Source organism: Vreelandella salicampi, assembly GCF_013415105.1.
In the GTDB taxonomy this organism is placed as follows: Bacteria; Pseudomonadota; Gammaproteobacteria; order Pseudomonadales; family Halomonadaceae; genus Vreelandella; species Vreelandella salicampi.
The window spans coordinates 176176-188242 of record NZ_JACCDF010000006.1 but is presented as its reverse complement, the minus strand read 5'-3'; the positions used below and the strand labels follow the sequence as shown (position 1 = coordinate 188242).

Genomic DNA, 12067 nt, shown 5'->3' with positions numbered 1-12067 from the left:
TGATCCCTTGCCGAACTCAGTAGTGAAACCGCTCAGCGCCGATGGTAGTGTGGGGTCTCCCCATGCGAGAGTAGGTCATCGTCAGGCACTTATCCGAAAAATCCCCCCGGGCTTATGCCCGTGGGGATTTTTTGTTTTAGAGTAAACTATACGTAACGGTTTTAACGGAGCTCAATGCGGCGCCACAATATTTTCTCAGCTTCAATAATGAGATAAATCAGTATGCTGCCGATGAAGATAGCTGACCAATGTGACAGGGCAAGTCCCTCACTACCAAAAATAAGCTGCATGAAAGGTAGGTAAGTAAAAGCCATTTGCAGCAGCATAATCATGATTATGGCAATCCATACGGGGCTACTACCAAACACGCCTGATAGAGATAACGTACTATTGATTAAGAAGCGGCTATTAATTAAATATGCTGCGCTACCAGTAACTAGCATGTTAACGGCTCCCGCCCGGGCTAGGGCTTCACTACCACCTTGTTGAAGAATCCAAGAAAACATACTGAAAACACCGATTAGCAATAGTACTGATACAAAGATAACCCGCCAGAGTAAAAACAGGTCGAGCAATGGGGCCTTAGGGTCTCGCGGCTGGCGTTGCATAAGGTCTTTTTCGCCTTCTTCAAATGCTAATGCTAGCCCTAGAGTAATAGCAACCACCATATTAACCCACAATGCTTGTAATGGCGTGACGGGCAAAATTGAGCCAGATAGCACTGCCAGCATAATAGCTAGACCTTGAGCGCCGTTAGTGGGTAATATAAAAGTGATTGTTTTACGGATGTTATCGTAGACTTTACGTCCTTCTTCCACAGCACGAACAATGGTAGCGAAATTATCATCAGCAAGTACCATTTCAGATGCGTCTTTTGCTGCTTCAGTACCTTGTACCCCCATTGCTACACCGACATCAGCACGTTTTAGTGCTGGGCCGTCATTAACTCCGTCTCCTGTCATCGAACACACACCGCCTTTCGCTTGCATAGCCTTAACCAAACGTAATTTATGCTCGGGAGACGCGCGGGCAAATACGTCGATATCTAAAATAATGTTTTCTATCTCTTGATCTGACATCAATTCGATTTCACGCCCAGTCAGAGCTTTTTCAGTGTGTGAGAACCCTAGTTGCTTAGCGATTGCAAGCGCAGTCGAAGCGTGGTCACCGGTAATCATTACTGGTCGTATGCCTGCTTTTTGACATAAATTAACTGCATCAATAGCTTCTTCTCGCGGTGGGTCCAATAGGCCAATAATGCCGAGTAAGCGAAGCCCCTTCTCAACGTGATGATGATCAAGAAACTCAATAGCGGTAGTGCGTTTATCAGCAATGGCAAGTACGCGTAAGCCGCGTGATGAGAGCTCGTGTATACGTTTTTCCCATTCGTTGTGATCAATAGCGATGTCGCCTTCAGCCGTAAAGACGCTATCACACATTTCCAGAAGTTGGTCTGGAGCCCCTTTCACAAGCACACATTGTTTATTACCGTCTTTGTGCATCGTTGCCATGTATTTGTGTTCTGACTCAAAAGGAATGACATCCAAGCGCGTAAATTCTTTTCGCAAATCGGCTGTAGTAATACCGGCTTTTTCGGCAGCGACAACTAAGGCACCTTCTGTTGGGTCGCCCTGTATTTGATAGTGTCCCTCTTGCTGGTGTAGTTCAGTATCGTTACATAACACTGCCGCGCGTAAAAAATCGGTTAATGTAGAGACTTTGGATAGATCGATACTTGCCTTATCGCCATTGTCTAGAATTTGGTAAAAGCTCCCCTTAGGAGCAAAACCGATGCCATCGATAGAGAACTGCTCATCACCTAGCCAGATAGCCTGAGCCGTCATCTCATTACGTGTTAATGTTCCGGTTTTATCGGAAAAAATGGTAGAAATAGAGCCTAATGTCTCCACAGCTGGGAGTCGGCGTATGATAGCGTTGTGTCTAGCCATGCTCTGGACGCCAAGCGCCAAACCAATGGTGACAATTGCAGGTAAACCTTCCGGAATAGCGGCTACAGCTAACCCTACTGCTGCCATAAACATATCAGCAGCCGGTTGGTTGTGGATTAAAGTGCCCAGCATCGCTGTAATAACCGCAGCACCTAAAATGAAGATCGCAAGAACCCTGCCTGCACGATCAAGCTGCTGGAGAAGCGGTGTTTTGACTTGTTCAACGTCGCGAAGAAGTTCTGAAATTTTACCTATTTGGGTTTGGCTTCCTGTTGCAACAACTAACCCGCGGGCATTGCCCTGAACTACAATGGTGCTGGCAAACGCTATGTTTTTGCGTTCAGCAAGATCTGCATCATCGCTGGTAGGGTCTGTAGACTTTCCAACGGGAATGGATTCCCCCGTTAAAGCGGCTTCCTCTGTACGAAAGCGTCGTGCTTCAATTAGCCGCAAATCGGCAGGAATACGGTCACCGCTTTCTACAAGCACGATATCGCCAGGAACCAGCTCTTCGGCTGGAACAGTGGTACGTTTACCATCGCGTAAGACGTTCGCTTGAGGAGATAGCATATTTCGAATGCTGTCGAGAGCCTGCTCGGCTTTCCCTTCCTGGACAAACCCTATTAGCGCGATAATGACGACAACTCCAATAATAGCGGCTGCGTCGATAGAGTGGCCGAGTATAAAACTGGCGATAGCGGCCACCAGTAGGATGAGCATTAAGATATTATTGAACTGATCTATCAATCGCCGATACCAAGAACGCCTTCGTTCCTGTTGAAGACGATTTGGGCCATATTTTTGCAGACGCGCTTGAGACTCTTGTGTAGATAACCCTTCGAGAGAAGATCCTTGCCATTCAAGCGCTTCTTCACCAGTGATGCTGTGCCAAATGGGGGGCGACTCGTTTGGGGTGTGGCGGTTTTCCATCCTTGAGCTCCCTATGATGAACGAATGACCATCTTAAAGTATCATCATGCTGCACTGCAGCGTTTATACCAAGGGAAGGGGCGCACAAAGTCAAAAGGGTTTTAATTTTTCTGCTTCGCTGGCTACGATAGTTACACTGCCAAGCATTTTTTCAGCTACAGCTGGCTAGGTCACTACAGCATGAGTAAAGCCTAAGAGGCATAGTGCTCGGTTACCCATTGAATATCTATAAAGCGAAGAGATGCGCTAGCGCCATCAGTTAGGGCATAGATTCTTCATCTGCTGGTTGGCGAGCGCCTGGAGAAATCTGCCCAGGGATGCGGTATTTGATTGGCTCGGAATGACGTTCCTCATAACGTTGATTTTCTTCCTGCGCAGGAACGCCAAGCACGGTCTTTTTTGTTCCATCAGGCCACGTATACGTCGTACACCCGGTAAGGCTAAATAGCCCTATAGCCGTAATGCTTAATGAAGTTTTCACATTAAATCTAGCCAAACCTTATCCTCAAAATTATAGGAAATGATGAAAAAAATTAGTTAGAGAGTATTATTCGTATCAAATTTCTTCCCAAAGCACTTTGCGAAAATCTTGACTCAGCTTTGTTACCTTATTAAACCTGTCATATTGGGCATTTCTCAGACCTTGCATTGCCTGTTGGTAGCAATCTGTTATTTCTTGCACGGATTTCGGTGAACTTTGATTTATCAATAAGCAGTGTGAAATTTTTTCATTGCTTTCGGCGATAGCTTGACAGAATTCAATTTCCATTTGCATCGCACTCGATACGCTTTCCAGCCAGGCAAGTTGTACATTAATTAGCGGCTGTACCCCTTTCACGCTTTGTTCCATCCACCATTGAAGTATAGGCTGGCTGATGGAGAGCCATGGGGTGAGCGAGTCTGAGGATAAAGGCTCGAATGGAGTGGTATGAGACGGTGTGGCCATGATGACCTCCAATTTTGTTTGCGTTGAATTCGATCACGGAAGTACATTCCATAATGAGTATAGTCAAATATGTGGTGATTGGTGGCGTAAACCTTTGTCGCAAATCAAAGGACCAAGCATCGACGATCAGGAGGGAGTATGTGGCGGGTCATTAAATCTGTTCTAGCAGCGTTAATCGGGGTGCAGAAAAATCAGCAGCGTGAAGAAGATTTTAGTAGCAACAAGCCCCTCGCTTTTGTGGTTGCTGCGGTCACTGTAACACTCATTTTCGTCTTGGTGCTAATTGGCATAGCTTTACTGGCCGCTCAAGGGTAAAAAAATTTAATGGCGGTTCCCCGTGACGTAGCGCCATTCTTACCTATACTGCAAATATATTCGTTTATCCTGACGTAAAAAAACGCTAAACAATAATAACCGTGGAGGGGCCTATGCGGGCATTGAGGTATTGGTCGACTTACATAGCTGTTTTACCTTTTCTTGTACCAACGGCTTCCTATGCATGGAACATGCCGATAGGGGTAACCGATGTAAGCGGCGATATTTACCGTTTACACATGACCATATTTTGGATATGCGTCGCGATTGGCCTCTTGGTGTTCGGTGCGATGTTTTATTCCCTTTTTCGCTATCGGCACGCAAAAGGCGCGAAAGCGGCTCACTTTCACGAAAATACACTGGTAGAAGTGCTTTGGACAGCTATTCCAGTACTGATTCTGGTTGCAATGGCGGTGCCTGCAACGGCTACCTTAAAACAGATGTATGATCCTTCTGATGCAGATTTAGATGTCATGATTACTGGTCAGCAGTGGCGTTGGCGTTATGAGTACATGGGAGAAAATGTGGCCTTCACCTCAAGCTTAAGTACACCGCGAGTACAAATCAGCGGAGAGGAAAAGCGAGGCGAGACATATCTACTCGATGTTGATAACCCATTGGTCCTCCCCGTTAACCGTAAAGTACGTTTTTTGATGACATCGGATGACGTGATTCATTCTTGGTGGGTCCCGGAGTTGGCAGTTAAGCAAGACGCAGTGCCTGGCTTTATTAATGAAAACTGGGTACGTATCAACGAACCCGGTATTTATCGGGGGCAGTGTGCTGAGCTCTGTGGGATGGATCACGGGTTCATGCCGGTCGTGGTTCATGCGATAGAGGAAAAGGCGTTTGACGAGTGGATTGCTGAACGCAAAGCAGCGGCTGAAAAAGAAATCAGCGGTATTGACCGAGACTGGAAGCTCGCAGAACTCATGGAGCGTGGACAAGCAACTTACGAGGCGATTTGTGTTTCATGTCATCAGCCTGGCGGTAAGGGGTCCCCCCCCGCGTTCCCAGCGTTAGCCGGAAATGAACAACTTATTGCAGATCAAGCATGGCATTTAGATAGAGTGATTAATGGTGTCTCGGGAGCTGCTATGCCTGCTTTCCGAGATACACTTAATCCAGTCGAGATTGCAGCGGTAGTTACTTATACGCGCAATGCATGGGGAAATGATACAGGTGACGTGGTTCAGCCGTCAGTAGTCGCAGAGCAAGTTGATCAGTAAGTCGCTGACAAAATGATACGTCACCAGCATAAATAATTAATGGAGTGTCCCATGGCTAAGCTACCTCCCAAATCAATGCCACTTCACAGCACACCAGCTGCAGCAGATGGGCAGTTGAATACACATACGGCCCTACCAAAAGGGGTTATGCGGTGGGTATTAACGACTAACCATAAAGAAATTGGAACGCTTTACTTACTGTTTTCTTTGAGCATGTTTTTTGTGGGCGGAGTCTTCGCACTTGTAGTACGTGCTGAGCTTTTTCAACCAGGTTTGCAGCTTATTGATCCTGAGTTTTTTAATCAAATGACGACCATGCACGGCCTAATTATGGTATTTGCTGCGGTAATGCCAGCATTTACAGGGCTCGCTAACTGGATGATTCCCTTGCAAATTGGCGCGCCAGATATGGCATTACCAAGGTTAAATAACTTTAGCTTTTGGCTGCTCCCTGTTGCATTTACGCTGTTACTTTCTACCTTGCTGATGCCGGGAGGTGGTCCAAACTTTGGCTGGACATTTTATGCGCCACTATCCACCACCTATGCACCCGCTTCGACAACGTTTTTTATCCTTGCGATACATATCGCTGGTATAAGTTCTATTTTAGGTGCAATAAACATTATTGCGACGATTCTCAATATGCGAGCACCGGGTATGCGGTTGATGGATATGCCATTATTTGTATGGACGTGGCTAATTACCGCCTTTTTGCTAATTGCTGTTATGCCCGTTTTAGCCGGTGTTATTACAATGATGCTGATGGATATTAACTTTGGCACTAACTTTTTTAATGCTGCTGGTGGTGGGGATCCTGTATTGTTTCAACACCTATTTTGGTTTTTCGGCCACCCCGAAGTTTATATTATGATTTTGCCTGCTTTTGGCATTGTTTCTGCCATTATACCCACCTTCGCTCGCAAGCCTTTATTTGGTTATACTTCAATGGTTTATGCAACGGCCGCGATTGCGCTTCTCTCCTTTTTAGTATGGGCACACCATATGTTTTTGGTTGGACTACCACTAGTGGCAGAGCTTTTTTTTATGTATTCCACGATGCTTATTGCCGTGCCGACTGGCGTAAAAGTTTTTAATTGGGTGACAACGTTATTTAGGGGATCAATTAGCTTCGAACCTCCCATGCTATTTGCATTAGCATTTGTTGTACTTTTCACCATTGGCGGTTTTTCAGGTATTATGTTAGCCATTGCACCTGCCGATTTTCAGTATCATGACACTTACTTTGTTGTTGCTCACTTTCATTATGTGCTTGTGCCAGGAGCTATATTTGCGATCATGGCAGGTGCGTATTATTGGTTACCAAAATGGACGGGGCATTATCCTAATGAGCGGCTTGCTCAGTGGCATTTTTGGTTATCGGTTATTGGTGTCAATCTCACGTTTTTCCCAATGCATTTTGCGGGGCTAGCAGGTATGCCACGGCGAATTCCTGATTATGCGTTGCAATTTGCCGATTTTAATATGGTTTCCAGTATAGGTGCTTTTTTCTTTGGCACATCCCAGTTGCTTTTTGTCATTGTCGTGGTTATCTGTGTACGTGGAGGAAAAAAAGCGCCCGCAAAAGCATGGGAGGGGGCTGAAGACCTCGAATGGAGTGTTCCTAGTCCGGCCCCTCTACACACTTTTGAAAGACCACCAAAATTTGAACGCTCTACATCGTGAAACTTTTTTAATAAGTAGGGGGTTGAATGGAAACTCGCCAACAAGAACAGGAAAAGGCGGTTAAGCGTACGGTCGTTAGGTCAATTGCGGCATTAATCGGCATGTTTGCGTTTGCTTTTTCCTTGATCCCGCTCTATGACGTTTTTTGTCAAGTAACAGGACTAAATGGCAAAGTCAGCAAAAGAGCACAGCAAATAACTCATCAAGATGTGGATGATAGTCGTTACATTACTGTTCAATTTATTACTCGAGGAAGTGCGGGATTGCCCTGGCAAATGGATGTTGCCACTAATCAGCTAAGGGTTAATCCTGGACAAGTATCGGAAATCAGCTTTACATTTATGAATCATAGCGATCAAGAAAGCTTGGGTAGGGCTGTGCCCAGTGTTTCTCCTTCTGAGGCCTCACAATACTTACGTAAAATAAATTGTTTTTGCTTTGATGAGCAAAAATTGAAAGCCAATGAGAAGCTCACTTTGCCGCTTGTCTTTCAAGTTGTACGCGAATTACCTAAAGATATTAATACGATAACACTTGTTTATACTCTATACCCAGTCGATGAAAAAGAGGTTTCCATAGCCCATGGCTATCTTGGTATAAAAGGGGAAGTGATATGAGTGGTGGTAGCTATTACGTTCCAACATCAAGTCGGTGGCCAATACTTGGGTCGCTTGCCTTAGGTATTTTCATGGTCGGGATGGGGGTTAAACTTGTTTATGGTAATGGCGGAATTGTGGCTGTTGTGGGTGCAGCAGGCGTATTAGCCATCATGGCCTTATGGTTTGGCGATGTCATACAGGAGTCACGTAGAGGACTTTATGACGAACAAATGGATCGCTCTTTCCGCTGGGGGATGGGATGGTTTATCTTTTCGGAAGTTATGTTCTTTGCCGCATTTTTTGGCGCACTATTTTATGTGCGGCAATTTGCCGTTCCCTGGTTAGGTGGTGAAGGTGAAAAAGGAGTAACAGCGTTATTATGGCCAGAGTTTGTGGCTCATTGGCCATTACTTAACCCCCCTGGCTCTTCCGTATCTGGGCCTGAACAGATTCTTAGTCCATGGCAACTACCTTTGGTAAATACGTTAATTTTGGTGACTTCAAGCATTACGTTAACCGTTGCTCATGAAGGGCTTAAATTACGTTATCGGCATACATGCCGTAACTGGCTTGCAGGTACCGTATTGTTGGGGTGCATTTTCATTTTTATTCAAGGCGTAGAGTACTATGAAGCGTATGCGCATTATGGCATTACGCTAGAAGCAGGGATTTTTGGAGCCACATTTTTTATTTTAACTGGCTTTCATGGGCTTCACGTCATTATTGGCACAATAATTTTAGGCGTCATGCTACTTAGAATTCATAAGAATCACTTTGGACCTGATCATCATTTTGGGTTTGAGGCTGCATGCTGGTATTGGCACTTTGTTGATGTGGTATGGATAGGGCTTTTTGTGTTTGTTTATGTTATATGAATTCCAATATATTCAAATAATCCTGTGACTTTAGTTGGGGGTTAACGTGCCTGACCAAAAGCCATAGATAAGCAAAAGCATTAATAAACCGGTGAGTCCAATGCGCCACTTTAGTGTAATCAATAGGCGCCGCGACGATGGTGCATCATGGAGTAAAAAGCGTGAGCCTACGGCTAGGCTGATAACGATGGCTACAAAAACAATGACAATCAGAGTTTTGAGTAACATAAAAACCTCTTTGCGTTCACGACGCTATGTCGTGTGGTTGTTTTTTTGGAGCGTGTTAGTGCTATTGGGTCTTTGGTTAGGAATATGGCAGTGGGAGCGTGCTGATGACAAGCGCGAATTACTCGCGCGCAAAAATGCAGCGCCTGCGCTCACCGACATGACGCATACACCAGTAGATGGCGCTAAAGTAACATTAGAGGGTCGCTATCTAGCCTCTCATACGCTCTATTTAGACAACCGCACACTGGATGGGCGCTTAGGAGTAGCAGTAATAACGCCTTTTGTGGATACACATGACCAACTCTGGTTAATTCAGCGCGGCTTTATGGAAATGGGGGTAAGTCGCGCTGAGCCAAGTGCTGCCACACCTTTTAAAATTGTCACCATCAAAGGGGAATGGGAAAACGCAGGTGAACAAGGGCCTATTTACGGTCCGAATCGTGAGGGTTCCCGGGTGCAACAGCTAAACCTTGATGCATGGTCAGAAACACTGGGTGAGTTTGATCATTCTGGGTGGGTGCATGCTCAACACGGAGAAGGTGTGTTCGCTTCTTGGTGGGAGCCAAACTTGATTTCTCCCAGTCGCCATATTGGCTATGCCTTTCAATGGTGGGGCTTGTCGATAGCTGCTTGCGTGGTGATGTTGATAGGGGGGCGACAGCTGTTGAAAGATTCGAAAAACATAAGGGAACACGATGATTAACTTGTCTTATCAGAAACGTCAGCGTTTAAAGCTCATTATGATCTTTTCCATATTTGCTGCGCCTATGCTGATGGCATGGATCATGGTGGTGTGGCGAGTAGGGATTCCGGAAGAGAACATGGCCAATGGCAATATTAATGTGAATTTGCCTGAACTGGCTCAATGGCCAATTGACGACAAGGAACCACTCCATCGTGGAGCATGGGTATTAGCGTTTGATTGCTCTCAAAAATGTAGCCAACGTAGCGACGAACTCTGGCGTCTCCATCGTGCTTTAGGCCGTGATGCAGAGCGACTTACTCGGCTGCGTATTGGTGGCGAGTATCCAGCTTTACCTGGTGAAAAAATCACGCGTTGGTCGTCGAGCGCAGAATGGGCTGAGTCTAATCATGCTTGGTTATTGGACCCAATGGGGCAAACGGTTGTTGCCTTTGATGCCCATTTGCCTACAAAAAAACTATTGGACGATATTCAACACGCGCTGAAAGTAAACCCCTATTAAAAGGCTTTAACGCTACTATCTAGGGAGGGGGAGTATGGTTGATGCAAGTTCACGGCACCTTACGTGGTTGTTGCGATTGACGTTATTAGGTGTGTTTTTGACCATTTTGGTCGTATTAGTGGGCGCTTGGACGCGCCTTGTCGATGCTGGGCTGGGGTGTCCCGACTGGCCAGGCTGCTATGGTCAAGCAGTAGTGCCAAATACAGAACAAGCCTTCGCCTACTATCCTGATCACCCTCTGGAGCCGATTAAAGCCTGGGTGGAAATGTTTCACCGCTACTTGGCTAGTGGATTGGGTCTTCTCGTGCTGAGTATTGTTGTCATAGCATGGCCATTGAAGCTCAATAAGGCTTCGCCTAGGCGCATATCGATCTTTTTGTTACTAGTGATTCTCATACAAGGTGCTTTCGGAGCCTTTACTGTCACCTTAAAGCTTTGGCCACAAGTGGTAACGCTCCATTTGCTTGGGGGCCTGAGTGTATTATCGCTTTTTTTGTGGCTGCACCTATGTCTTCGCCAATTTGCTCAAAAGCCAAAAGTAATAAAACACACAGCATCTAAGTGTGGCTTTCTGTGGTGGGTAGCAGGCACATTACTGGTCGTGCAGCTTGCTTTAGGTGGCTGGGTGTCTAGCAATTATGCAGGCATTGCATGTCAAGGGTTCCCCACGTGTAACACGCAATGGTGGCCTCAGATGGATCTAAGCGAAGGTTTTCATCTGACCCAAACGGTTGGGCCAAACTATTTACATGGCCAGCTTCATGCAGATGCTCGCACAGCTATTCATATGGTTCATCGTGTCGGTGCATTATTGCTTGGTGTAGCATTGATTACACTTTATTGGCGCTATCGTGAACTGTATTTAATGAAGCAAGCATTAAGTGTCGTGCTAGGTATTTATCTACTACAAGTAATTATAGGTATTGCCAATGTGCTGTGGTGGTTACCACTTTGGTTGGCACTTATGCATACCGCCGGGGCAACGGCTCTTGTTGTGAGCTTCATAGTGGGGTTTTGGTTATCCCAACGTGAGCAACATAACGCTCATGTCGATGCCACACATAACGCTGTAGGGCTGGCTACGTAGACGTTTTGCAGTTGCCTAGTTGCCTATATGAAGAAGGATCAAACCATGCGAAATATAGCAATGTCTCTTCCAGTGATGACGCCTACGCTTTCGTGGGGTTGGCAAGAGTTGTTAGACCTATGCAAGATCCGCGTGGTAGCGGTGATGCTTGTTTGCGCTGCAGTCGGCATGGCACTTGCAAGCCCAGGCTTTCCTGCGCTTTCCAACGTGTTTTTTGGCTTAATGGGGATTGGCCTTACCGCGTGCGGCGCTGCGGCTTTCAATCATATTGTCGATCGCCGATTGGACGCCTTAATGTTGAGAACTTCACGGCGTCCGGTTGCAAGTAAGCGTCTACCAGTGATTGTTGCACTGTTATGGGCAACCTTCCTATCCAGCTTTGGGGTGGGGCTTTTAATTTGGCAGGTGAATCAGTTAACTGCGCTGTTAACGTTTGCATCTTTAGTGGGTTATGCGCTTGTCTATACGGCGTTTCTTAAGCGAGCAACGCCACAAAATATTGTCATTGGGGGAGTCGCGGGTGCTGCGCCACCACTCCTGGGTTGGGTGGCAATAACTGGCCAAATTACACCTGAGCCGCTGCTGTTAATGATAATTATTTTTGTATGGACGCCTCCGCATTTTTGGTCGCTGGCAATACATAAATGTGATGATTATGCCAAAGCTGGTATACCTATGCTTCCGGTGACACATGGTTTGGCATTTACCCGGTTGCAAATATGGCTTTATGGCTGGTTAACCGTCATCGCGACGCTTATGCCGTTTATGATTGGTATGAGTGGCGGCGTATATCTGGTTGCTGCTGTGCTATTAAATGCTCGTTTTATGTATTGGAACGGCAAAGTATGGCGGGGTAAAGACCCTCACGCACCGTTTGCTGCGTTTTGGTTCTCTATTCGCTATTTGCTAGGTCTTTTTGGTGCACTTTTGCTAGACCACTACTTCATAGCATTAGCGTGGTAATTATTTAATATGAATGTCAAAAAGCGGTTAATCTCGCAAGTTTCTGCAGCTATTTGGG

12 protein-coding genes and 1 rRNA gene are annotated in these 12067 nt (G+C 46.0%); 10 read left to right on the top strand and 3 right to left on the bottom strand.

Going from position 1 to position 12067, the window contains the following annotated elements:
* Positions 1-87, top strand: a 5S ribosomal RNA gene (gene rrf, locus HZS81_RS09005); the annotation flags it as partial.
* Positions 88-161: 74 nt separating this feature from the next.
* On the opposite strand, the gene HZS81_RS09000 is transcribed toward rrf, so the two are convergent.
* Complete coding sequence (locus HZS81_RS09000) at positions 162-2879, bottom strand: cation-translocating P-type ATPase (protein WP_179930217.1); 2718 nt, start codon at positions 2877-2879, stop codon at positions 162-164.
* Between the two features lie 556 nt (positions 2880-3435).
* On the bottom strand, positions 3436-3825 hold the full coding sequence (locus tag HZS81_RS08995) for a hypothetical protein (RefSeq protein ID WP_179930216.1): 390 nt from the start codon (positions 3823-3825) through the stop codon (positions 3436-3438).
* A gap of 138 nt (positions 3826-3963) precedes the next feature.
* On the opposite strand from HZS81_RS08995, the gene HZS81_RS08990 reads away from it, so the two are divergent.
* The 5 genes from HZS81_RS08990 to HZS81_RS08970 all read left to right on the top strand — a co-directional run bounded on the left by HZS81_RS08990 (position 3964) and on the right by HZS81_RS08970 (position 8526).
* Positions 3964-4140: a DUF2970 domain-containing protein gene (locus tag HZS81_RS08990; RefSeq protein ID WP_179930215.1), complete on the top strand. Its 177-nt coding sequence runs from the start codon at positions 3964-3966 to the stop codon at positions 4138-4140.
* Positions 4141-4253: 113 nt separating this feature from the next.
* Complete coding sequence (gene coxB, locus HZS81_RS08985; protein ID WP_179930214.1) at positions 4254-5369, top strand: cytochrome c oxidase subunit II; 1116 nt, start codon at positions 4254-4256, stop codon at positions 5367-5369.
* 51 nt (positions 5370-5420) lie between these two features.
* Positions 5421-7052: a cytochrome c oxidase subunit I gene (ctaD, locus tag HZS81_RS08980; protein ID WP_241697432.1), complete on the top strand. Its 1632-nt coding sequence runs from the start codon at positions 5421-5423 to the stop codon at positions 7050-7052.
* 26 nt (positions 7053-7078) lie between these two features.
* Positions 7079-7669: a cytochrome c oxidase assembly protein gene (locus HZS81_RS08975; protein ID WP_179930213.1), complete on the top strand. Its 591-nt coding sequence runs from the start codon at positions 7079-7081 to the stop codon at positions 7667-7669.
* A complete protein-coding gene (locus HZS81_RS08970; protein WP_179930212.1) occupies positions 7666-8526 on the top strand; it encodes a cytochrome c oxidase subunit 3 in 861 nt (286 codons plus the stop codon). Before HZS81_RS08975 ends, HZS81_RS08970 begins: the two co-directional genes overlap by 4 nt.
* Before the next feature lie 30 nt (positions 8527-8556).
* Here the strand turns inward: HZS81_RS08970 and HZS81_RS08965 are convergent, their stop codons facing one another.
* The gene (locus HZS81_RS08965; RefSeq protein ID WP_179930211.1) at positions 8557-8754 is read right to left on the bottom strand and encodes a DUF2909 family protein; all 198 of its coding nucleotides are present in this window, start codon (positions 8752-8754) and stop codon (positions 8557-8559) included.
* Between HZS81_RS08965 and HZS81_RS08960 the strand changes: the two genes are divergently transcribed.
* The 4 genes from HZS81_RS08960 to cyoE are packed head-to-tail and all read left to right on the top strand — an operon-like array spanning position 8714 to position 12009.
* Positions 8714-9457 (top strand): SURF1 family protein, encoded by a 744-nt coding sequence (locus tag HZS81_RS08960; RefSeq protein WP_241697431.1) that lies wholly within the window; start codon positions 8714-8716, stop codon positions 9455-9457. The two genes, HZS81_RS08965 and HZS81_RS08960, sit on opposite strands and share 41 nt — an antisense overlap.
* Positions 9450-9959 carry a hypothetical protein gene (locus HZS81_RS08955; protein WP_179930209.1) on the top strand — a complete coding sequence of 170 codons (510 nt, stop codon included), beginning with the start codon at positions 9450-9452 and terminating at the stop codon, positions 9957-9959. Before HZS81_RS08960 ends, HZS81_RS08955 begins: the two co-directional genes overlap by 8 nt.
* A 34-nt stretch (positions 9960-9993) precedes the next feature.
* Complete coding sequence (locus tag HZS81_RS08950) at positions 9994-11046, top strand: COX15/CtaA family protein (RefSeq protein ID WP_179930208.1); 1053 nt, start codon at positions 9994-9996, stop codon at positions 11044-11046.
* Between the two features lie 45 nt (positions 11047-11091).
* Complete coding sequence (gene cyoE, locus HZS81_RS08945) at positions 11092-12009, top strand: heme o synthase (RefSeq protein WP_179930233.1); 918 nt, start codon at positions 11092-11094, stop codon at positions 12007-12009.
* Positions 12010-12067: the final 58 nt, after the last annotated feature.

Coding starts and splice junctions, on each gene's coding strand:
- HZS81_RS08960 (WP_241697431.1), top strand. CDS start 8,714: ATGGCTACAAAAACAATGACAATCAGAGTTTTGAGTAACATAAAAACC.
- HZS81_RS08955 (WP_179930209.1), top strand. CDS start 9,450: ATGATTAACTTGTCTTATCAGAAACGTCAGCGTTTAAAGCTCATTATG.
- HZS81_RS08990 (WP_179930215.1), top strand. CDS start 3,964: ATGTGGCGGGTCATTAAATCTGTTCTAGCAGCGTTAATCGGGGTGCAG.
- HZS81_RS08995 (WP_179930216.1), bottom strand. CDS start 3,825: ATGGCCACACCGTCTCATACCACTCCATTCGAGCCTTTATCCTCAGAC.
- HZS81_RS09000 (WP_179930217.1), bottom strand. CDS start 2,879: ATGGAAAACCGCCACACCCCAAACGAGTCGCCCCCCATTTGGCACAGC.
- HZS81_RS08950 (WP_179930208.1), top strand. CDS start 9,994: ATGGTTGATGCAAGTTCACGGCACCTTACGTGGTTGTTGCGATTGACG.
- HZS81_RS08970 (WP_179930212.1), top strand. CDS start 7,666: ATGAGTGGTGGTAGCTATTACGTTCCAACATCAAGTCGGTGGCCAATA.
- HZS81_RS08965 (WP_179930211.1), bottom strand. CDS start 8,754: ATGTTACTCAAAACTCTGATTGTCATTGTTTTTGTAGCCATCGTTATC.
- ctaD (WP_241697432.1), top strand. CDS start 5,421: ATGGCTAAGCTACCTCCCAAATCAATGCCACTTCACAGCACACCAGCT.
- cyoE (WP_179930233.1), top strand. CDS start 11,092: ATGCGAAATATAGCAATGTCTCTTCCAGTGATGACGCCTACGCTTTCG.
- HZS81_RS08975 (WP_179930213.1), top strand. CDS start 7,079: ATGGAAACTCGCCAACAAGAACAGGAAAAGGCGGTTAAGCGTACGGTC.
- coxB (WP_179930214.1), top strand. CDS start 4,254: ATGCGGGCATTGAGGTATTGGTCGACTTACATAGCTGTTTTACCTTTT.